Raw genomic sequence first — 20,900 nt, 5'->3', positions numbered from 1 at the left:
TCCGACCAGAAAGGCCCGGCATGGAAGAGACCGTCGTGCTCGTCGACGACGAAGGCCGCGACATCGGCACGATGAGCAAGCGGCTCGTCCACCACCGGGACACCCCGCTCCATCTCGCCTTCTCCTGCTACGTCTTCGATGACCGGCGCCGGGTGCTCGTCACCCGCCGCGCCGGGCACAAGACGACCTGGCCGGGCGTGTGGACGAACTCCTGCTGCGGCCACCCCGCGCCGGGCGAACCGATGACCGGCGCCGTGCGCCGCCGCCTCGTCGACGAACTCGGACTGACCCCGGCCGAGGAGATCACGCTCGTCCTGCCGCGCTTCCGCTACCGCGCGACGATGGCCGACGGGACGGTCGAGAACGAACTGTGCCCGGTGCTGTCCACCGTCGTCGAAGGCGACCCGGTGCCCGACCCCGACGAGGTCGACGGCTGGGAGTGGGTGCCGTGGGCGGAGTTCGCCGCGACCGTCCAGGACGGCACGCGCGACGTGTCACCGTGGTGCCGTCAGCAGGTCCCGCAGCTGACCGCGCTGGGTCCCGACCCGCTGGCCTGGCCCGCCGCGTCGCACTGGGAGCTGCCGCCCGCCGCCGTCTGGACCTAGGCCGGCGGGCGTCTAGGATCGTCGGAATCCCCCCAACCCGTCCAGGAAGAAGCCACAGATGTCCTCGGCGCCCACCGCGCTGCACCCACGGCCACGCGCGGAACCACGCACAGCCGTCTTCCGGCCCGACATCGAAGGGCTGCGGGCCGTCGCGGTGCTGCTGGTCGTCGCCGGACACGCCGGGATCCCGTGGCTGAAAGGCGGCTTCGTCGGCGTCGACGTCTTCTTCGTCATCTCCGGCTTCCTGATCACCGGGCTGCTGGTCCGCGAACTGCGCGGCACGGGCCGGATCTCCGTCACCGGCTTCTACGCCCGGCGCGCCACCCGGCTGCTACCCGCCGCGACCGTCGTCGTCGCGGCCACGCTCGCGGCGTCCTGGCTGTGGCTGCCCGGCACGCGCATGGCTGGCATCGCCCGCGACGCGCTCGCCAGCGGTGTCTACGCCATCAACTTCCGGCTCGCGGCGACCGGTACGCAGTACCTCAACGCCGACGCGCCGCCCTCGCCGCTCCAGCACTTCTGGTCCCTCGCCGTCGAAGAGCAGTTCTACCTGCTCTGGCCCCTGCTGCTGATCGCGACCGCCTGGGGCGTGCGGCGGAGGTTCCGGCCGCGGCTGATCATCGCCACCCTCGCCGTCCTCGCGGCCGGATCGCTGTGGTGGAGTGCCGCGCAGACGGCCGTGTCGGCGCCCTGGGCCTACTTCGGGATCCACACCCGCGCCTGGGAACTGGCCGCCGGAGGGCTCCTCGCGCTCGCCGCGCCGGCCTTCGCCAAGCTGGGCAGGCCCTTCCCCGCGCTCGCCGGATGGCTCGGGCTCGCGCTGGTCGTCGCGGCGGCGGTCCGGTTCGACGAGCTGACGCCCTTTCCCGGGGTGGCCGCGCTCCTGCCCGTCACCGGCACCGTCCTGGTCATCGCCGCCGGGTGCGCCGCCCCGGCGGAGGGCGCCGGGCGGGTGCTCGGGCTGGCGCCGTTCCGGCTGGTCGGGCGCGTCTCCTACGGGTACTACCTCTGGCACTGGCCGATCCTGCTGATCGCGCCCGCCGCGCTCGGGCTGACGCCCTCGGTGCCGCTGAACCTCGCACTGATGGTCGCCGCCTTCGGCGTGGCCATCGCCTCGTACCACCTCGTCGAGCAGCCCGTCCGCACCCGGCGGGTCCTGACCACCAGGCCGTGGCGCGGCATCGGCCTGGGCGCCGGGCTCACCGCGACCGCCGCGGCCGTCGCCGTCGTGACGCTGCTCGTGCCGCCGAGCCTCAACGGAGGCGCCCAAGCCGCCGACCCGCGCCCGATGGTCGCCACCGCGAGCGATCCGGCCGCGACCCTCGCGGGACTGCTGGCCGACGCGGGCGGTCCGGTGCCCGGCAACCTCACCCCCGGGCTCACCGCCTCCGCCGACGACAAACCGGCCGTGTACGACGACGGCTGCCACCTGGAGTCGGAGACGGTCGCCGCGCCCGGGCCGTGCGTCTACGGCGACCCCGCCGGGAAGCGCACGATCGTGCTGTTCGGGGACTCGCACGCCGCCCAGTGGTTCCCGGCGCTGGACACGATCGCGCGGGAGCGCGGAGCCCGGCTGGTGTCGTGGACGAAGAGCTCGTGCGCGGTGAGCGTCGTCGGGCTGTACAACGAGTTGCTCAAGCGGCCCTACCGCGAATGCGGCGAGTGGCGTGAGCGGACCCTGTCGGCGATCACCGAGCTGCGGCCCGACATGGTCGTCACCGCCTCCGCCGACGCCGACTCCGCCGAGCCCCTCGACGCCCCCGACCCCGACCGCGCCTGGACCGACGGCTGGGTCGAGGCCTACGACCGGCTCGCCACGAGCGGCGCCCAGGTCGTCCACATCGCCGACACCCCCTGGCCCGGCGGAGACATCCCCGACTGCCTCGCCGCCGACCTCGACGACACCACCGCGTGCGCCGCCGACGCGTCGAGCGCGCTGAAGCAGCCGGCCCGCCGCGCCGCCACCATCGCCGCCCTGACCGAGGCCGGCGCCACCGTCATCGACCCGACGCCGTGGTTCTGCGCCGCCGACGGGGTCTGCCCGCCGGTGGTCGGGAACCTGCTGGTGTACCGGGACGCCCACCACATGACGACGGTGTGGGCGGAGTTGCTGGCGGGGGTGCTGGGGCGGGGCTTGCCGGAGTTGGGGTAGAGGCGCCTGCCACGACCCCTTCCCTTTCCGATCATGCTTCCCCTACAGTAAGCGCTTACCATTCTGAAAGCGCTTTCCAGCCGCCGGAGGCCCCTGTGCTCCAGCTCCCCGCCGAAGACCGCGTCCACTCCCCGCGCACCGGGTGGAGCCGTGCGCACTGGGAGGCCGTCGCCGACCACTGGCTCGGCACGCTGCGCGAATACTCCAGCCCGCGTCACGCCCTCCCCGTCCTGCCCGGCCGGGTGACCGACTCCGGCGTGCGTCGCGAGGCGCTCGAAACCTTCGGGCGGAGTTTCCTCATGGCCGCCCCGCGCATCGCCGGGGCGCGGGGGCGCGACCCGCTGGGCCTCGCCGACTGGTACGCCGAAGGCCTCGACGCCGGCACCGACCCCGACTCGCCGGAGGCGTGGCCGCGCGGCGCCACGGGCCGTCGGCCCCTCCTGGGCATCACCAACCCGATCGTCGAGGCCGCGAACCTCGCCTTCGGCCTCCACCTCACCCGCGAGTGGGTCTGGGACCGCCTCGACCGTCCCGTCCAGAAGCGCGTCGCCGCCTGGCTCCTGCATCACGCGCGCACCGAGGTCTTCAACAACAACTGGCAGCTCTTCCCCTCCATGGCCGAGGCCTTCCTCGCCTCCGTCGGCGAGGACACCCGCGGCTGCACCGGCCCGCGCAACGTCGCCCGCGTCGAGTCCTGGCACCTCGGCGGCGGCTGGTTCACCGACGGCCCCGAGCACGCCGTCGACCACTACAACGCCTTCGTCATCCATCCCTACCTGTGGGCCTGGCACCGCATGCGCGGCGACCTCGACCCCGCCGCCTCCGCGCGATACCTGGAGCGCCTGTCGGCCTTCACCGACTCCTACTCGCGCCTGTTCGCACCCGACGGCTCCGCCCTCCACTTCGGACGGTCGCTCACCTACCGCACGGCCGTTCTCGCGCCCTTCTGGGCCGCGGAGATCTCGGGCGTCAGCAGTCTGCGCCCGGGCGCGACGCGGCGCCTGGCCAGCGGCGTCCTGGCGAACTTCACCCGCCACGGCGTGGGCGTCGACGGCCCGCTGACCATCGGCTGGCACGGCGAGCACCTGCCGTCCTCGCAGGCCTACAGCGGCTTCGGTTCGCCCTACCTGGCCGGAATCGGCTTCCTCGGCCTCGCGCTCCCCGCCGAGCATCCCGTGTGGGCCGACGCCGAGGAGCCGCAGCCGACCGACGAGACCGACGCGCGCACGGTCCTGCCGCAGGCGGGCCTCATCGCGAGCGCGACGGCCTCGGACGGCATCGTCCGCCTCGTCAATCACGGCAGCGACCACTGCGGCCTGCCGGTCGGCGCGGGCGCCGACCCGGACGACCCGCACTACGCGAAGTTCGCCTACAGCAGCCACACCGCACCGGGCACGGGCGCATCGTGGGAGGAGGGCGCCGACGGGCACGTCGCGCTGATCGCACCCGACGGACGTTCGAGCCGGCGCGGGCCGCTGCGCGGCTGGTTCACCGAGGGGCCGGTGGCGGCCTCGGCGCACGTTCCGCAGCGCGACGGCAAGGCGTGGCCGGGGACGTCGGTGGTCACCGCGTCCATCGTGGACGGTCCTTTCGAGCTGCGCTGCCACCTGGTCACCGGCCCGGCCGACCACGCCCTGCGCGAAGGCGGCCACGCCGTCAGCGGCACCGGCCCGGACGCCGGAACCGAGACGACGGCGGCGTGGGCCGCGTCCGGCGGACTGGTCGCGGGCGTCGTCGGTGTGCACGGCTGGGACCGGGCCGAGACCCTCGACTACGCCGACGGCACCGCCATCGGCCCCCGCGCGACCGTTCCGATCCTGCGCGCCGAACGGTCCGCCGCGTCGAGCGTCCATGTCGCACTGCACGTGCTCACACGTGGAGAACCCGACGTGACGGCCTGGCGGGAAGCGGTGTCCGTCGAGGTCGACGGCACCGTCGTGACGGCCGTCTGGCGCTCGGGCGCCACGGCACGCGTCGACCTGGCCACCTTCGTCCCCTGGGACGGCCATCCCGGCTGAACCGGCCGTCCCGGCGCCACCGCGGCCATAACATCGGCCGCGGAACCGTCCGTTGCGACCTGGAGGCGAGCCGTGATCCCGTCCGCCGAACTGTCCGACCCCGCCGTCCGCGCCTTCGTGGAGGCCCTCAACGCCGGGGACCGCGCGGCCTTCACCGCCGTGCTCACCCCGCGGGCGACGATGTCCGACGACGGCACCGAGCGCGATCTGGCGGACTGGACCGAGCGGGAGATCTTCTCCTCGGGCGGGCATCTCGACGTGGAGTCGGAGAGCGACGGCGGCCGCGCCTTCGTCGCCGAGTACCGCAACGACACGTGGGGCGCGATGCGAACGGCGTGGCGCTTCACGGTCGACGGCGACCGGATCAGCCGCTTCGACACCGGTCAGGCGTGACCCCTAGACGCCCCCTACGCCGGGCGGCGTAGCCGGGCGCACGCCCGCCACTCCCGATGTCGTAGGCACCGAGCCGCCGTCGGCCGGACGACGCGGGGCCCTCCCGCGACGATCGTTACGGGTATGAGCCTTCCCGTTGAAACCGACCGCCTCACCAAGCGCTACGGCGAACTCGTCGCCGTGGACGAGGTGACCCTCACCGTCCGGCCGGGCGAGATCTACGGCTTCCTCGGCCCGAACGGCGCGGGCAAGACCACGACTCTGCGCATGCTCCTCGGACTGGTCCGCGCCAGTTCCGGCAGCGTGCGGCTCCTGGGCAGCGCGCCGGGCTCCCCCGGCCACCTGGAACGCGTCGGCGCCCTCATCGAGGGCCCCGGCTTCTGGCCGTACCTTTCCGGCCGGGACAACCTCAAGGTCCTCGCCAGATACGCCAAGGTCGGCGCGAGCGACGTCGACCGGGTCCTGGACCTGGTGGACCTGACCGACCGCGCCGGTGACCGCTACCGGACCTATTCGCTGGGCATGAAGCAGCGCCTCGGTGTCGCCGCGGCGCTGCTGAAGGATCCCCGGCTGCTGATCCTCGACGAGCCCACCAACGGTCTCGACCCGGCGGGCATGGCCGACATGCGCGCGCTGATCCGCAAGCTCGGCGCCGACGGCTGCACGGTGCTGCTGTCGAGCCACCTGCTCAGCGAGGTGCAGCAGATCTGCGACCGGGTCGCCGTCATCGCCAAGGGCCGCATCGTCGCCGAGAGCACCGTCGCCGAACTTCGCGGTGACGTGCGCGTGAAAGTGGTCGCCGACCCCCTCCCCCTCGCCGCCGAGACCGCCCGAGCGCTGCTCGGCGCCGACAAGGTCGCCGTCGAGGACGGGGCCCTTGCCCTCGACCTGGAACCGGCCCACGCCGGCCGGGTCAACCGCGAGCTCGTGACCGCGGGCGTGAACGTGACCGAGATCCGCCCGCTGGAGCGGGACCTGGAGCAGGTGTTCTTCGAGCTCACCGGACAAGGAGAAGGAAATGTCGGGTAGTACCGCGGCCGAGCTGATCAAGATGATCCGCCGCCCGGCCAACTGGGCGATGGTGGGCGTGGCCCTCATGCTGGCCATGACGTTCACGTACCTGGCGCCCTACGCGGGCGTCGCCGGAGCCGAGAGCGGCATGCCGGGCAACGACCGTGGCCTCGCCGCGCTGCTGCCCGACCAGCTCGTCGGCAACTCCGTGGCGGGCCTGCCCGTCTTCGTCGGCGGGATCGCGCTGGTCATCGGCGTGCTGGCCGTCGGCGGCGAGTACGGGTGGGGCACCTGGAAGACGCTGCTGACGCAGGGCCCGTCACGCCTGACGGTCTACGCCGGCAAGCTCGCCGCGATCGCCGTGGCGTGCCTGGTCCTGGTCGCGTCGCTGTTCGCCACGGGCGCGGTCGCCAGCGCGATCATCGCCTCGGTCGAGGACCAGGCGCTGAACTGGCCGTCCTTGGGCGATCTGGCCCTCGGACTAGGCGCGGGCTGGCTGATCGCGGTCATGTGGGCGGCGCTGGGTGCGCTGCTGGCGATCGCGATGCGCGGCGTCGCCCTCCCGCTGGGGCTGGGCATGGTGTGGATGCTGGTGGTACAGAACCTGCTCGCGTCCATCGCCGCGCCGCTCATCGACTGGGTCGGTGAGCTCCAGAAGGGTCTGCCCGGACCCAACGCGGGTTCGCTGGTCTCGTCGCTGGGCGCGCCCGGGGGCACGCCGGGGGTGTCGGAGCTGGTCGGTTCCGGGCAGGCGACGCTCGTGGTCGCCGGTTACCTCGTCGCCTTCGTGGCGGTGGGGGCGCTGATCCTGCGCCGCCGGGACGTCGTCTAGGGCGCGACCCGGGTGATGACGAAGCCGCTGCGGGGCCTGGTGGGTATCGACGCCGTCGAATACCTCAGGTCCTGCGGCGGCACCGTGTAGGACAGGCGCGACAGGAAGCGGGCGGCGCGGCCGAGGAGCTCCATGGTGAAGGGCTCCCCGGGGCAGCGGTGCCCGTCCTCGGGTTCGCCGCCGCCTTGCGGGATCAGTGCGTAGCGGCCGGGTTCGTGGCGCAGGAAACGCGTGGGGTCGAAACGCTCGGGGTTCGGCCAGAGCCCGGCGTGGTGGTCGGTGGCGTAGAGGTCGAGGATCGCCAGCTGCCCGGCCTCGACGTGGTGGCCGCGCCAGCCGAAGCCGCGCCGGGCGCGGGCGGCGAGCATCGGCGCGAAGGGGAAGCGCCGGCGCACCTCGTGGGCGAAGGCGCGGGCGACGCCGTCCTCGCCGGCGGCGAGCCGTTCGCGCCACTCGGGGTGGTGGTGCATGGCCAGTGCGGCGAAGGTGACGAACCAGGCGACCGCGATCGTGGGGCGCAGCAGGTTGATCAGCTCGTCGGCGGCGCTGTGCTCGCCGAGGCGCTCGCCGTCGGTGTCGCGGTGTTCGGCGACGGTGGCCAGGGCCGTGCCGGGCGTCGTGTGGAGGCGTCCTTCGCGGGCGCCGGCGATGAGCCCGCGGGCCCAGCGGGTGGAGCGACGGCGGGCGAGGCGGGCGCGCACGTGCCGCGGGCCGACGCTGCCGAAGCCGTCGATGATCGCGGCGAGGTCGCGGACGCGTTCGTCGCGGTCGGTGTCGGCGGGCAGGTCGGCCCATTCGCAGACCGCCTCGCCGAGGACGCGGACAGCCTCGTCGAAGAGCACGGCCCGCCCGTCGCGGCGCCATCGGCGGACCGCGGCGTCCCAGTGCTCCTCGGCGAGGTCGGCGACGCGGACCGCGGAGGCGTGGTCGGCCAGGTGGACGAACATCGCCTTGCGGTGGCGGTGCGCCGGGCCGTCGAGCCCGTGCACGGTGTCCTTGCCGAACAGGGTCCGCCGGACGGGTCCGGGGACCGCCCCGGCCCGCACGAACCTCGTCTCGTCGTAGAAGAGGCGGGCGCCTTCGTGCCCGCGCAGGAACAGGGTCGGCCGTCCGAGGAGACGCGCGGCGAAGGCGTCGGTCCGGTAGCGGTCGAAGGCGGTGGACAGCGCCCGGTACCCGTCGGTGAACAGGGCCGGGGCCATCTCGGTGTAGGGGTGTTCGCCGACCGCGGCTCGCCCAGGGCCGCCGTCGCGCCGGTGTGTCGCCGAGTGCGTGGTCATGTGCGGGTGATACCCGTTTCGGGCCGGGACGAACCGGTCAGGCGGCGGGCAGTGTCAGGGCGGCGATCACGGGCCGGTGGTCTCCCCCGGGCAGGTCGTCGAAGGCGACGGCGCGGACGGCGACGCGTTCGTCGACCAGGACGTGGTCGAGGGCGACCCGGGGCGGGACGAGGCCGCGCACGCTGGCGCGGTCGCCGGGGTGCGGCTGCCAGGTTCCGGTGAGCCCGCTGCCGACCGCGTCGGCGGCGTCGGCGTACCCGGAGTCGATGATGTCGCGCATGGCGGCGTGGTCGAGGGTGGCGTTGAAGTCCCCGGCGAGGATCCGCACGGCACCTTCCGGTGTGGCGCGCGGAAGGCGGGCGAGGTCGGACAGCCAGTCGCCGACCCGCGCCGCCTCGTAGGGCGCGAGGGGGTGGGTCGCGAGCAGTTCGACGGGCGCGGCGCCGGGGATCGCGATGGTCACGCCGGTCATCATGAAGTGCGTGTCGAATTCGAGGGAGGTGTTACGGGTCAGGGGAAAGCGCGAGTAGACGCCGGTGCCGGAGGCGTCGATGCCCGGGGTGATCTCCCGGTACGGGAATCGCGCGGCGATTCCGGCGGCGTCGAGCGCGGTGACGGCCTCGTCGGTGAGTTCCTGGATCGACAGGACGTCGACCTGGTACTCGTCGGCGAGCGCGACGACCGCCGCCGCGTCGGCGTGGCCGTAGTAGAGGTTCACCGTCGCCGTGGTGATCTCCGGGCCGCGCGCGTCGGGCTGGTCCCCGGCCAGTGCGCGGGGCGCGATGAGGACGGTCAGCACCAGCGGCGCGACGAGGGCCGCGACGGCCAGGCGCCAGTGCCGCAGGGCGAGGGCGGCGAGTGCGGGCAGCAGCGCGGCGGCCGTCACGTAGGGGGTGTAGGAGACGAGCACCCGCAGTGGCCAGGTCACCTCCAGCCCGAACAGGCGCATCAGGGCGAAGGCCAGGGCGAGCGCGGCGGCGAGGCAGGTCATGGCGAGGGCGGCGCGCTTGAGGTGGCGGGGCAGGGCACGGGGTGTGCGGGTGGCGATCACAGGTGGGCTCCGTCGTCGTTCGGTGTGGGCACCGTGGAAGACGCGGTGGGGGGTGCGCGGGGTTCAGCGTGGTGGACGACCCGCCGGCCGGCCCACGCGGAGCGCGGCCGGCCGGCGGGAGCCTCGCTAGAACCCCGCGGTGATCGTCGTGAACTCCCAGTTCGCCTGGTCGATGCCGGAGCAGTGGGAGGCGACGCCGCCGCCGGGGCAGGGCCGGTCGCGGTTGACCGCCCAGAACGCCAGGCGGGACAGGCCCTTCGAGGAGGCGTAGTCGCGGATCTGCGTCCAGGTCGCCGGGCTGGTGAGCTCCTGCTGATCGGACAGGCCGTTCATGCCGGAGATGCCCATGTGGGCGTAGGCGGTCGCGTCGTCCCAGCCGTTGACGCTCTTCAGCTTGTCCTTCAGGCCTTCCGCGGCGGCGACGGTGTTGCCGTACATGTCAGCGCCGCCGCCGAAGTCGAAGGGCATGATCGTGAAGACGTCGACCGGGACGTCGAGGGCCTTCGCCCGCTCGATGAGTCGGCCGCCCCAGTAGGTCGGGCCGGTCGTCGAGGTGCCGAAGGTCAGGATCGTGGTGATCCCGGGGTTGTTCCGCTCGACGATCCCCAGGGCGCCGAGGATCCGGTCTTGCACCTCGGCGTTCTCGAACTCGTCGGTGTTCTCGATGTCGACGTCGATGGCTTTGAGGCCGTAGGCGTCGATGACCTGCTGGTAGGCGCCCGCGAGCGCCTCGGGCGTGGAGCAGTTGGGGCCGAGCTTGTCGCCGGACCATCCGCCGATGGAGGGGACGATGTCGCCGCCGGCGGCGCGGATCTCCGCGATCGCCTGGGCGTCGGCGCCTCCTTGCAGCGGGCGGGTGGAATCCCACGCCGGGGCGCAGCCGCCGCCGGAGAGGATGAAGGCCATGGTGAACCACTTGACGCCGGTGGCGCTCATGACGGTGGCCGGGCTGGGCGGTTCGCCCCAGCCGAGGAAGAGGTAGGGGGCGGCGGCCTTGCCGGCCAGGGCGTCGAGGTTGGCGCCGGTGTTCTCGGCGGTGGCTCCGGCGTCCACGGCGACCTCGGAGGTCGGTGTCACGGCCTGGCCCGTACCGGGGGCCAGGAAAGCGACGGCGAGGACGGTTAAAGCGGTGAGGGCGGTCAGGGAGCGTATTCGTCGCATGGTCGTCCATTCCCCGGCGACACCGTTGTCGGATGGCGCCGGACTCGCGGTGGCGAGTTCCGGGCCGTCACCCTCACGGCCGTCCGGTCCATCGAGGAGGATCGGGGGAAGCGACTGTAAGGAAAACTCACCGGAAAACTCGGTGGCTCGGATCCTAGTACGAGTCGGGCTTTTCCTACAAGGGGTGGATCTGCGGTGGTAACGCCGATCCACCCCCGGCTCCGGAACGCGGCGAGCGATCGCCCTGACGCCGCCGGTCACCTCTCGCGGGCGGGTTCGGCGCGGGCGGGCGCGTCGGCGGGGTCAGGCCGTACCCTCCTGGATTTGCTCGCGGATCCAGGCCCCGGCGGGCTTCAGCCGCGTGGGTCCGGCGAACGGGCCGCCCGGGCAGGTGCCGGTGGTGAACGCGGCGCCGCTGCGGAAGTCGTCGGAGTAGTTCCAGTTCACCCACGAGATCTGCTTCTCCGCCATCAGGTCGAGGTAGCGCTGCGACATGCCGAAGTCGTTCGGTCCGTCGCCGGTGTACTCCTGGGTGCCGAACTCGGTGACGAACATCGGGATCCGCTCGGCCGCGCGGGTCAGCCCGTCGAGGTAGTAGTCGTCGTGCGAGGCGGCGTAGAAGTGGAAGGTGTACATGATGTTGGCGGCGTTCACGGGATCGTCGGCGACCTCGGTCTCGTCGCCGTCCTCGGACAGCCCGAGCGAGGACCACGCCCTGGTCCCGGCCAGTACGACGGCGTCGGCGTCGAGCGCGCGGATCACCGGGATGATCGCCTCGTGGTACTCGCGCAGCCGTGTCCAGGAGACCCCGCTGGGTTCGTTGGCCACCTCGTAGAGGACGTTGTTCTTCGCCGCGTGCCGGGTCGCGATCTCGGTGAAGAAGGTCCGCGCCGACTCCAGGTTCTCGTGCGGGTCGCCGGGATCGAGCATGTGCCAGTCGACGATGACGTACATGCCGCGTGCGGTGGCCTTCTCGATGTACTCGTGCGCCAGGTTGGTGAAGTGCTCGGGATCGGTCTCGTAGCCGTCCTCCTGCACGTAGGTCGACACGCGCAGGACGTCGGCGCCCCAGTCCCCGGCGAGCGCGTCGAGGGAGGCGTCGTTGACGCACTGGCCGTACCACTGGGTGCCGTGGGTGCTCACGCCGCGCAGCTGGATCGGTGTCCCGGAGGCGTTGCAGAGCTTGACGCCGCAGACGGCGAGCTGTCCGTTGCGCCCGACGGGCGTGTCGGCGGCCGTCTCGGCGGGTGTGCCGGTCTCGGCGGCCTCGGCGAGCGCGGTCGCGCCGGTCGCCGCGATCGCGACGGCCAGTAAGAAGGCCAGCAGGGCCGGTTTGACGCGTTTCACTGTTTCGACTCCTCCGTCGGGGGCATTGGCCCCGAAGCCAAGCAAACTCGGCGCACCGGGTCAATACCCCCGTACGGATCCGCCGGTCAGCGGGGTGCGGTCAGGGCCGCGCAGGCCTCGGTGGCCATGATCGCGCTGAGCTGGGCCGAGTAGGGGACCTTGCCGGTCGCGGGCTCGCGCCAGTCGCCGGGGGCGAGGAGGGAGTCGCCGGCGAGGGCGCGGCTCCACAGGGTCTCGGTGCTGTCGAGGATGACCGCGCGCAGTTCGGCGTCGCCGGTCGCCTCGGCGAGTAGGCGGGCGTAGCGGTAGAAGATCCCCTTGAACAGGCCTTCATCACCGCCGTCGCCTTCGTGGGCGAAGACCCCGCCGACCATGAGTTCGGTGACGGCGGTGCGGGCGGTGCGCAGGCCCTTGTCCAGGTGGCCCTTGTCGCCGGTGGCCTCGGCGAGCGCGACGCACGCTCCGATGTAGAGGCCCTGGTTGTAGGTGTAGCGCCAGTCGGTGTCGACGGCGCCGTCCTCCTGCCGGTTGCGTCCATCGTGGACGAAACCCTCGGGGGTGACCAGTGCGGCCTCCAGCCAGTCCATGGTGCGCCGGGCCCAGGCGAGATGGTCGCCGGTCCCGTCGTCGAGGCGGGCGGAGAGGATGACGAAGGGCCCGTTGGCGGGGGTGTTCTTGTAGTAGGGCTGCTGGACGCGCCAGGCGATCCCGCCGCCTTCGATGTCGTTCCAGCCCTTCTCCCCGACGTGCCGCCACAGGGCGGAGGCCTCGGCGTGCAGCGCGGCGTCGCCGGTCGCGCCGGCGAGCCGGAGGGTGGCCAGGGCGAACCAGAGCATGTCGTCGAAGTAGTCGTTGTAGAGGGCCTCGTCGTTGCGGGCGAGGATGTTGTCGTGGGCCCCGCGCGCCTTGTCCAGCCACGCGGGGTCGCCGGTGCGTTCGTAGGCGTCGACGCGCACGTCGATCAGGTGCGCGAGCCACCAGTAGTTGAAGACCTCGTCGTCTCCCGGTTCGGACGGGCAGGTGTTGTGCAGCAGCTGCTGTCCGGGTGCGCCGAAGTACTTCTCCAGACTGGCCTGGGCCAGGTCGGCGCGTTCGGTCCAGGTGTCGTGCGTGGTGGGTGGCACTGGTGCGGTCTCCGTATCGCCGGTGGTCGTGGCGGGCCGCCCGGCGGGCGGCCCGGGTCTCAGGCGTTCTCGCCGAGGATCTGGTTGCCCTGCGTCTCGGCTTGGGCGAGGGCTTCGGCGGCCGAGAGCTCACCGGCCATGAACTTCTCCAGCGCGGGGAGCAGAGCCAGGGCCTCGACGTCGGCGTAGCCGGTGACGGTAGGGCGGACCTGGGCGTAGTCCATGGCGGTGATGAAGGCCGCGTAGTGCTCGTCCTCGGTGAAGAAGGGGTCTTTCGCGGCGGCGACCGTGGCCGGGATCCAGCCGCTGATCCGTGCGAAGTCGACGCCGTTGGCGGCGTTGGTGGTCCACCATTTCGCGAAGGTCCAGGCGGCCTCCCTGTTCGGCGCGCCCTCGGGGATGACCAGGCCGAACCCGCCGGTGATCGCGCCGGTCCCGGCGGCGCCGGTGACGGGCGGGACGACGCCGTAGGACAGTCCGTCGACGGCGTCGTAGGTCGACAGTGCCCACGGGCCGTCGTACTTGAAGGCGGCGTTCCGCTGCGCGAAGGCGTCGACGCCGTCGCCGAAGCCGAGTTCGAAGACCTTCCGGCGGCGCAGCAGGTCGTCCCAGAAGTCGAGGACGGCGCGCCCGGCGTCGCTGTTGAAACCGACGGACTTCCCGTCGGCGCCCAGGAGGCTCCCGCCGGCCTGGAGCAGCCAGATGTTGAACAGGCCGGGATCGTCGAGCATCAGCCCGGCGCGTTTCAGCCGCCCGTTCTCGCGGACGGTCAGCTCCTCGGCGGCGTCGGCGAGTTCGGTCCAGGTCCCGGGCGGGGTGAGACCGGCCTCGGTGAGGAGTTCCCTGTTGTAGAACAGGGACCGGTTGTCGACCAGGAGCGGCAGGCCGTAGAGGGTGCCGTCGACGGTCATCTCGCTGACGGGCGGCTGGTAGAACGCGCCCAGGTCGACGCCGTCGCGTTCGACGAGTTCGCCGAGGGGCGCCAGCGCGCCCTTGGCGGCGTAGACGGCGGTCTGGTAACGGTCCCACAGGACGATGTCGGGGACTCCCCCGCCGGCGATGGCGGTGAGGAGTTTCTGCTCGACGAGTTCCTGTGCCTCGTAGCGGACCTCGATCTCGCTCTGGGCGGCGTTGAAGGCCGCGATCTGCTTCTCCAGCTGGCCGATCTGCTCACCGGACCACGATCCCCACATGGTGATCGTGCCGTCGCCGGCGCCGGAGCCGGGATCGGCGGTGCATCCGGCGAGGGCGAGCGCGCCGACGCCGAGGCCCATGAGGGCGTGGCGGCGGGTCAATCCGGGGTGCGGGGATGTCATCACTGGCTCCAAGGTGGTGGGGGCGGTCATTTGATGCCGGAGTGGGCGATGCCGTCGATGAGGTAGCGCTGCCCGAACAGGAACACGACGAGTACGGGGAGGCTGGCGATGACGGTTCCGGCCATGAGGGGGCCGTACTGGGTCTGGTGGTCGGTCACGAAGGCCGACAGGCCGACCTGGACGGTCATCATGTCCCGGTTGTTGAGGACGATCAGGGGCCACATGAAGCTGTTCCACCCGGCCTGGAAGGTCAGCAGGCCGAGGACGGCGAGGGGGCCTTTCGCCAGTGGCAGGTAGACGCGGCGGAAGACGGTGAACTCGCCGGCGCCGTCGATGCGGGCGGCCTCGCCGAGTTCGTCGGGGAGGGTGCCGAAGAACTGGCGCATGAAGAAGATCGCGAAGCCGCCGGCCGCTCCGGGCAGGATCACCGCCCAGTAGCTGTTGATGAAGCCGACGCCGCCTTCGCCGAGGAGGTCGTTGCCGCCGAGGAGCGGGAACCTCTTCAGGATGAGGAACAGCGGGATCATGGTGACGACCGCCGGGATGCTCATCGAGGCGATCAGGGTGAGGAAGAGGGAGCGTTTGAAGCGGAATTCGAGTTTGGCGAAGGCGTATCCGGCGAGGCCGCCGAAGAACATGTTGGTGGCCGCGCCCGCCAGGGCGATGGCGAGGCTGTTGAGGATGTAGCGGACGAAGGGGACCTCGGTCAGCGCGTCGGCGTAGTTGCCGAGGGAGAAGTCGCGCGGGAGCAGGCCGGAGCCGCCGAGGATCTCGCCTTCGCCTTTGAAGGAGGTGGCGAGGGTCCATATCAGGGGGAAGACCGTGGCCAGGCTGAGGGCGGTGACGGCGACGTACCAGACGGCCGAGTTGACGCGGCGGCGTGCGATCGTGGACACGGTCGTCACCTGTTCTCCCGGTCGACGGCCCGCGCGTTGACGATCGCGAAGACCAGGATGATCGCGGCGAGGACGAAGGAGATGGCCGAGGCGTAGCCCATCTCCAGCTTCCCGAAGCCCTTGTTGTAGATGTAGTAGACGAGGGTGATCGTCGAGTTGCCCGGTCCGCCCTTGGTGAGGACGTAGGCCTGGTCGAAGACCTGGAACGCGCTGATGATCAGCAGCGTGGACACGAAGAAGGTGGTCCGGCGCAGCTGCGGGAGCGTCACGTGCCGGAAGGCCTGCCAGGCGTTGGCGCCGTCGAGCCGGGCGGCCTCGTAGAGTTCGCGTGGGACGGCCTTGAGCCCGGCGAGGTAGATCATCATGTTCGTGCCGAAGCCCGCCCACACGGCCATCATCACGATGGCGGGCATCGCCCACGTCGAGTCGTGCAGCCAGGCTGGGCCGTCGATGCCGAACCAGCCGAGAAAGACGTTGAGCAGGCCGTACTGCGGGTTGAGCAGCCAGTACCAGATCGTCGCGGTGGCAACGGTCGAGGAGATGACCGGGATGTAGAACATCGTCCGGTAGATCTTGACGGCCCTGACCCGCCGGTTGAGCAGCATCGCGGCGCCGAGCGCGACGGCGATGCCCAGCGGCACGTACATGAGCGTGTAGACGACGGTGTTGACCAGTGCGGTGGTGAAGTACGGGTCGTGGAAGATCCGCGTGTAGTTGCCCAGTGCGGTCCAGTTCGTCTCGCCGATGACGCTGTAGTCGGTGAAGCTCAGGACGAAGGCCATCGCGATGGGCAGGACCGTGAACACCGCGAACAGCAGCATGGGCAGCGCGATGAACAGGTAGCCGTGCCGTTGCCGGTGGCGGCGGGCCCGGCCGGGCCGACGTCTCCGGACCGGCGCGACGGCGCTCATCGCCGCGCCTCGGCGTCGAGGCGCAGGCCGCTGTGGCGCAGGAGCAGCTCGCAGTACATCGCGTCGGCCCACGAGAACCATTCGCGGGTGTAGGTCTCCGGCCGGTCGCGGTGGAAGGACTCGTGCATGCGGCCGGTTCCGGCGTCGGTGTCGCGGAGGGTCGCGATGAGGCGGGCGCGTTCGGCGGCGTCTTCGGCGGTGAGGCCCTCGACGGCCAGCGCGATCGGCCAGACGTGACCGTCGGGGGTGTGCGGGCTGCCGATCCCGGCGGCGGCGGTGCCGGCGTGGAAGTGCGGGTTGGCGTCGCTGAGCACAAAGCGGCGGGTGGCGGCGTAGACCGGGTCGCCGGCGTCGACGGCCCCGAGCATCGGCAGGGACAGCAGGCTCGGCACGTTGGCGTCGTCCATGAGGTTCGCATCGCCCAGGCCGTCGACCTCGTAGGCGTAGATCCGGCCGAAGCGGGGGTGGTCGACGACGCCGTGCGCGGCGACGCCCGCGCTGATCTCGGCGCGCAGGCGCGCGGCCCGGGCGGCGAGGTCACCGTCGTCGAAGACCTCGTGGGCGATCTCTTCGAGATGGCCCAGGGCCGTCGCGGCGAAAAGGTTCCCGGGAACGTTGAAGCCGTGGCGGCAGGCGTCGTCGCTGGGGCGGAACGCGCTCCAGGTCATCCCGGTCACGGCGGTCACCGGACCGAGTCCGTCGCGGACGAGCGTGTCGCTCGCCGGGCAGTCGTCGCGCTCGAAGCGGTACGGGGAACGGTTCTCGTGGTCCTGCTCGGTGCGCAGGACCCGCAGGATCGCCTCGGCGGCGGCGCGGAAACGCTCACCGAGATGCGCTGCCGAGCCCGTGACCCGCCACAGCAGATAGGCGAGCTGGACCGGGTGGCACAGGGAGTCGACCTCGTACTTGCGCTCCCACACCCACGGGTTCATGTCGGTGCGGTCACCGGAGTGCCCGGCGCCGTCGGGCGCGCGGTTGAAGGCGTTGGCGTACGGGTCGAGGACGATGTACTCGCACTGCCGCTCGACGGCCCCCGCGATCAGCGCGGCCAGCTCGGGATCGCCGGCGAGGTAGAGGTAGGGCCGCAGCTGCGCCGAGGAGTCGCGCAGCCACATCGCCGGGATGTCGCCGGTGATGACGAAGGTCGTGCCGTCGGCGAGGGTCTCGACGGCCCGGTCGAGGGTCTCGGTCATCGCGCGGCGGAAGATGCCGAGCGCGCGCTCGTCGCCGAGCCGCTCGGCGATCCGGTCGCCGGCGCGGTCGATGGTCCCGGCGCCTGGTACGGCCATGGGGTGCTCCAGTGGTGGTGAGGGGTGATGGGCCCGGCGGGCGGCGGGCTGTCCGGCCGCCGGGCCAAGGGGTCAGGAAAGGCCGGTGCGGGTGACGGTCATCCGGTCGAAGTTGAGCCAGTTCCCGTTTCCCCGCGCGGGATCGAGCAGGACGACGATCGTGTTGTGGCCGGCGTCGAGGTCGATGCCGTCGAGGACCGTCGTGGCCCAGGCGTCCCAGCCGGCCGTGCCCGGGAAGCGGTGGTTCGTCGCGACGAGTTCCCCGTTGATGAGCAGTCCGCGGGTGGCCTCGCCGGCCGCGGCGGCGTAGCGCAGGCCGAGCTCGTGGGCGCCCGCCTCGGCGAGGTTGACGTGGAAGGTGACCTGCTGGTTCGCCGCCGACCACCCGGCGAGATAGCCGCGGCCGGTGAAGCCGGGGCTGGTGCTCTCGGCGCCGAGTTCGGTCGTCACACCGTTCTCGGCCTCGTAGACGCCGTTGTCGGGCTCGATGCCGGTCCCGCCGTCGGGCGGTACGACCTGGAGGGCGCTGACCGCGGCCGCCGCGGTCAGGGACTGGAGGTTGCCCGAAGGCGCGGGCGCCGACCAGTTCGGGCCGACGAGGCCGTCGGCGCGTCGCTGGTTCCAGGCCTGGCTCGCGTTGTGCTGAAGGAAGTCCAGGTACTCCGTGCGACCGTGGCCGGTGGCGAGGCGGGTCAGGCCGCGGACGAGGAGGCTCTTGAAACCGCCGCCGTCGTCGATGCCCTCGAAGTTGATCGTCCCGCCGTTGACGAGGTGGGTGGTGGCCCAGTCGCCCGCGCCGGTCGCCCGCGCGAGGTAGGCGGCGTCGCCGGTGGCCTCGTACAGCTCGGTGGCGGCGCCGATGTAGGTGCCGAAGTTGTAGGTGAAGTCCCACTTCACGAGGGTTCCCGAACCGGGACCCTCCAGGTGGTCGTAGACGTGCCCGCCGGACTCCAGCCGGTCGGCGAGCCACGCGAACAGCTCTTTCGCCTTGTCGAGGTAGGCGGTCGTGCCGGTGGCCTCGTAGAGACGGACGGCGGTCATCGCCGCCGGCGCGTTCGTGGCGACGTTCTTCTGGTCGTGGACGGTGTTCTTCCACCAGATCCCGCCGCCGAAGGTCGCGTCCTCATGCGCCCACAGGCGGTCGAAGAGGGCCGTGGAGGTCGTCAGATAGCGGGTGTCGCCGGTGATCTCGAAGGCCCGGGCACCGGCCAGGGCCCACCAGCCGATGTCGTCGTTGTAGTCATTGGCGAAAGACGGGTAGTAGGCGGTGAAGCCGTCGTAGACGTCGTCGATCATCTGGCGGTACCCGGGTTCGCCGGTCCGCTCGTAGGCGTCCATGACCAGCTCCCACAGCTGCGCCTCCCACCAGAAGTCGGTGTAGAGGCCGCCTTCGGGACCGTGCGCGTGCTCGGGATGGATCTGGTGGTCGCTGTTGGTGTAGAAGTACTTCTTCGCCGGGTCCCAGTAGGCCGCGACGAACGCGTCCATGGCGGTGTCGGCGTCGGCGGTGGTCGCCGCCCGCGCCGGTTCGGGGGCGACGGCGAGCGCGGGGAGCAGCAGCGCGGCCGCGAGGGCGGCGCAGGTGGTTACGGCCTTGAATCTCACGATGGACTTCCCTCGCTTGACATGCCTGACATCTGGCCGAAACCCTAGAGACGCGGTTGGTATATGTCAACACCTGCTTGTATATACTTTGCCAGGCAGAGACTCGCCGACCTTGAGCCACTTGGTATGTAACTTGGTATGCCGATAGGATCGAGCGGCATACCAATCGCCGGACAGGGGAGAACATCCACGTGGGAGCCCCACTGCTCTACGCGCAGATCTGCGACTTCGTACTCGCCGAGATCCGCGCCGGATCACTCACCCCAGGAGCACGCGTACCCTCCGAGATGGAGCTCGCCGAACGCTTCGAAGTCAGCCGGATCACCTCCAAACGCGCCCTGGAGATACTCCGCGAAGCCGGCGTCATCGACCGCATCCGCGGCAAAGGGTCCTTCGTCGTCCCCGAACTCCCCGACCTCGACACCCTCGACCTCGCCGGAACCGGCCGCAGCAAGAACCCCACGCCGTCCCCCGCCGCCATCGCCCTCGTCATCCCCGACGTCTCCGACGCCTACGGACTCGAACTCCTCTGCGGCATCGAAGAACGCTGCGCCGAACACGGAATCAGCCTCATCGTCCGCCGCACCCGCGGACTCCAGGACGTCGAAGAAGAAGTCATCGAATCCCTCGTCGACACCGGCCGAGCCGACGGACTCATCGTCTTCCCCGTACACGGCGAGTACTACAACGCCAGCCTGCTCCGCGTCATCCTCGGCGGCAGCCCACTCGTACTCGTCGACCGGTACCTCTCCGGAATCCCCGCCTGCGCCGTCCACACCGACAACGAAGCCGCCGCACACGCCCTCACCGAAAAACTCCTCCGGCAAGGACACCGCCACATCGGATTCGTGTCCTCACCCCCCGCCAACACGTCCTCCATCGAAGAACGACTCACCGGCTACCGCGCCGCCTACACCCGGCACGGACTCCCCACCACAGACCAACGACTCCTCACCGAAATGCGCGGCGGACTCCCCGGAGCGTTCACCCCCGACATAGTCGCCGCCGACGTCGACAGAGTCGCCGAATACCACGCCGCCAACCCCGACATCACCGCGTACATGGTCTGCGAATACAACCTCGCCCGAATAGTCGAACGAGCACTCAACACCCCAGACGGGACCACCAAACCCGTCATCACCTGCTTCGACACCCCACCCGACCCCATCGACGGACCCCGCTTCACCCACATCCGCCAAGGCCAGCGCGCCATGGGACGCACCGCCGTCGACCACCTCCTCGCCCAACTACGCGGCGAAGACGTGCCCAAACAAACCACCGTGCCCTTCGAACTCATCGAAGCCGGCGACTGAGAACGTCAACGCCCCAGCAGATGCGCCTGCGCCGCCCGCAAGGACTCCACCCCACGATCAGACCCCGGACGAGCCAAACGGTCCAACTCCTCCCACGCCTTCTCCAGAGCATCCACCAGGACACGCCGCTCCGCGACATGCCGACTCGACAACTGCTCACGCAAAGTCTGCAAACGCCGAGCCCACCCGGCATTCACCGTCGCACGCCAATCCGCGTCCGGCGGAGGCGCCGCCTGCACAGCCCGAAGAGCCGAAGCAGGCACGATCGCGGCAACCGGACGCGAATCACCATCACGCGTCACGATCGTCGTCGAATTATTGAGATCGGCAAGAGACACGAGCTGAGTGAACCGGATCCGAGCCTCGCGCAACGGAATCGACGCGGGCCCCGGCTCAACATTCCGGGCGGCCATGAAGACAGACTCCACCAACGGTCTGACAATTCCCGCGAAGAAGATTCGAACAAAGGCGGGCGGGGTGTATTGAGGGGCGAGAACGGGGCCGGGTGAAGGGGACAGGGGTGCGGGGTGCGGGGTGCGGGGTGCGGGGTGCGGGGTGCGGGGTGCGGGGTGCGGGGTGCGGGGTGGGGGGTGCGG

At 71.3% G+C, this 20,900-nt stretch carries 17 protein-coding genes and 1 pseudogene; 7 read left to right on the top strand and 11 right to left on the bottom strand.

Annotation, left to right across the window (positions count from 1 at the left end; translation table 11 throughout):
• Positions 1 to 20: 20 nt before the first annotated feature.
• The 6 genes from idi (at position 21) to HNR73_RS06375 (ending at position 7,011) form a co-directional block, all read left to right on the top strand.
• A complete protein-coding gene (gene idi / locus HNR73_RS06400) occupies positions 21 to 605 on the top strand; it encodes an isopentenyl-diphosphate Delta-isomerase (RefSeq protein WP_184786375.1) in 585 nt (194 codons plus the stop codon).
• Between the two features lie 58 nt (positions 606 to 663).
• Positions 664 to 2,757: an acyltransferase family protein gene (locus tag HNR73_RS06395; RefSeq protein ID WP_184786374.1), complete on the top strand. Its 2,094-nt coding sequence runs from the start codon at positions 664 to 666 to the stop codon at positions 2,755 to 2,757.
• A gap of 95 nt (positions 2,758 to 2,852) precedes the next feature.
• Entirely contained in the window at positions 2,853 to 4,775 is a 1,923-nt protein-coding gene (locus tag HNR73_RS06390; RefSeq protein WP_184786373.1) for a DUF2264 domain-containing protein, read from the top strand.
• A 72-nt stretch (positions 4,776 to 4,847) separates the two neighbouring features.
• A complete protein-coding gene (locus tag HNR73_RS06385) occupies positions 4,848 to 5,168 on the top strand; it encodes a nuclear transport factor 2 family protein (RefSeq protein WP_184786372.1) in 321 nt (106 codons plus the stop codon).
• 123 nt (positions 5,169 to 5,291) lie between these two features.
• A complete protein-coding gene (locus HNR73_RS06380) occupies positions 5,292 to 6,197 on the top strand; it encodes an ABC transporter ATP-binding protein (RefSeq protein WP_184786371.1) in 906 nt (301 codons plus the stop codon).
• Positions 6,187 to 7,011 carry an ABC transporter permease gene (locus HNR73_RS06375; RefSeq protein ID WP_184786370.1) on the top strand — a complete coding sequence of 275 codons (825 nt, stop codon included), beginning with the start codon at positions 6,187 to 6,189 and terminating at the stop codon, positions 7,009 to 7,011. The genes HNR73_RS06380 and HNR73_RS06375 overlap by 11 nt, the downstream gene beginning before the upstream one ends.
• Here the strand turns inward: HNR73_RS06375 and HNR73_RS06370 are convergent.
• From HNR73_RS06370 to HNR73_RS06325, 10 genes and pseudogenes are all read right to left on the bottom strand, one after another.
• Positions 7,008 to 8,291 (bottom strand): cytochrome P450, encoded by a 1,284-nt coding sequence (locus HNR73_RS06370; protein ID WP_184786369.1) that lies wholly within the window; start codon positions 8,289 to 8,291, stop codon positions 7,008 to 7,010. The genes HNR73_RS06375 and HNR73_RS06370 overlap by 4 nt on opposite strands.
• 37 nt (positions 8,292 to 8,328) lie before the next feature.
• Positions 8,329 to 9,342: an endonuclease/exonuclease/phosphatase family protein gene (locus tag HNR73_RS06365; protein ID WP_184786368.1), complete on the bottom strand. Its 1,014-nt coding sequence runs from the start codon at positions 9,340 to 9,342 to the stop codon at positions 8,329 to 8,331.
• 126 nt (positions 9,343 to 9,468) lie between these two features.
• The gene (locus HNR73_RS06360) at positions 9,469 to 10,503 is read right to left on the bottom strand and encodes a chitinase (protein ID WP_203685904.1); all 1,035 of its coding nucleotides are present in this window, start codon (positions 10,501 to 10,503) and stop codon (positions 9,469 to 9,471) included.
• Positions 10,504 to 10,806: 303 nt separating this feature from the next.
• Positions 10,807 to 11,810, bottom strand: a pseudogene (locus HNR73_RS06355) (glycoside hydrolase family 5 protein); the annotation flags it as partial.
• A 126-nt stretch (positions 11,811 to 11,936) separates the two neighbouring features.
• Positions 11,937 to 12,974, bottom strand: coding sequence for a glycoside hydrolase family 76 protein (locus tag HNR73_RS06350; protein ID WP_184786366.1), 1,038 nt, complete (start codon positions 12,972 to 12,974; stop codon positions 11,937 to 11,939).
• Between the two features lie 59 nt (positions 12,975 to 13,033).
• Positions 13,034 to 14,290, bottom strand: coding sequence for an ABC transporter substrate-binding protein (locus HNR73_RS06345; protein WP_184786365.1), 1,257 nt, complete (start codon positions 14,288 to 14,290; stop codon positions 13,034 to 13,036).
• Positions 14,291 to 14,316: 26 nt separating this feature from the next.
• Entirely contained in the window at positions 14,317 to 15,186 is an 870-nt protein-coding gene (locus HNR73_RS06340; RefSeq protein ID WP_184786364.1) for a carbohydrate ABC transporter permease, read from the bottom strand.
• A 5-nt stretch (positions 15,187 to 15,191) separates the two neighbouring features.
• Positions 15,192 to 16,097, bottom strand: a complete 906-nt coding sequence (locus HNR73_RS06335; RefSeq protein ID WP_184786363.1) for a carbohydrate ABC transporter permease — start codon at positions 16,095 to 16,097, stop codon at positions 15,192 to 15,194.
• On the bottom strand, positions 16,094 to 17,386 hold the full coding sequence (locus tag HNR73_RS06330) for a glycoside hydrolase family 125 protein (RefSeq protein WP_184786362.1): 1,293 nt from the start codon (positions 17,384 to 17,386) through the stop codon (positions 16,094 to 16,096). The genes HNR73_RS06335 and HNR73_RS06330 overlap by 4 nt, the downstream gene beginning before the upstream one ends.
• Positions 17,387 to 17,458: 72 nt before the next feature.
• The gene (locus HNR73_RS06325; protein WP_184786361.1) at positions 17,459 to 18,991 is read right to left on the bottom strand and encodes a glycoside hydrolase family 76 protein; all 1,533 of its coding nucleotides are present in this window, start codon (positions 18,989 to 18,991) and stop codon (positions 17,459 to 17,461) included.
• 191 nt (positions 18,992 to 19,182) lie between these two features.
• Between HNR73_RS06325 and HNR73_RS06320 the strand changes: the two genes are divergently transcribed.
• On the top strand, positions 19,183 to 20,304 hold the full coding sequence (locus tag HNR73_RS06320) for a GntR family transcriptional regulator (protein ID WP_203685906.1): 1,122 nt from the start codon (positions 19,183 to 19,185) through the stop codon (positions 20,302 to 20,304).
• A gap of 5 nt (positions 20,305 to 20,309) precedes the next feature.
• Here the strand turns inward: HNR73_RS06320 and HNR73_RS06315 are convergent, their stop codons facing one another.
• Complete coding sequence (locus HNR73_RS06315) at positions 20,310 to 20,642, bottom strand: type II toxin-antitoxin system Phd/YefM family antitoxin (RefSeq protein ID WP_311677214.1); 333 nt, start codon at positions 20,640 to 20,642, stop codon at positions 20,310 to 20,312.
• Positions 20,643 to 20,900: the final 258 nt, after the last annotated feature.

It is taken from the genome of Phytomonospora endophytica, assembly GCF_014202425.1.
In the GTDB taxonomy this organism is placed as follows: Bacteria; Actinomycetota; Actinomycetes; order Mycobacteriales; family Micromonosporaceae; genus Phytomonospora; species Phytomonospora endophytica.
This window is presented reverse-complemented; position numbering and strand designations above follow the sequence as displayed.

Bases quoted from the DNA above. Each gene is read 5' to 3' on its own strand.
- idi (WP_184786375.1), top strand. From the start codon at position 21: ATGGAAGAGACCGTCGTGCTCGTCGACGACGAAGGCCGCGACATCGGC.
- HNR73_RS06395 (WP_184786374.1), top strand. From the start codon at position 664: ATGTCCTCGGCGCCCACCGCGCTGCACCCACGGCCACGCGCGGAACCA.
- HNR73_RS06380 (WP_184786371.1), top strand. From the start codon at position 5,292: ATGAGCCTTCCCGTTGAAACCGACCGCCTCACCAAGCGCTACGGCGAA.
- HNR73_RS06375 (WP_184786370.1), top strand. From the start codon at position 6,187: ATGTCGGGTAGTACCGCGGCCGAGCTGATCAAGATGATCCGCCGCCCG.
- HNR73_RS06370 (WP_184786369.1), bottom strand. From the start codon at position 8,291: ATGACCACGCACTCGGCGACACACCGGCGCGACGGCGGCCCTGGGCGA.
- HNR73_RS06360 (WP_203685904.1), bottom strand. From the start codon at position 10,503: ATGCGACGAATACGCTCCCTGACCGCCCTCACCGCTTTAACCGTCCTC.
- HNR73_RS06345 (WP_184786365.1), bottom strand. From the start codon at position 14,290: ATGACATCCCCGCACCCCGGATTGACCCGCCGCCACGCCCTCATGGGC.
- HNR73_RS06335 (WP_184786363.1), bottom strand. From the start codon at position 16,097: ATGAGCGCCGTCGCGCCGGTCCGGAGACGTCGGCCCGGCCGGGCCCGC.
- HNR73_RS06330 (WP_184786362.1), bottom strand. From the start codon at position 17,386: ATGGCCGTACCAGGCGCCGGGACCATCGACCGCGCCGGCGACCGGATC.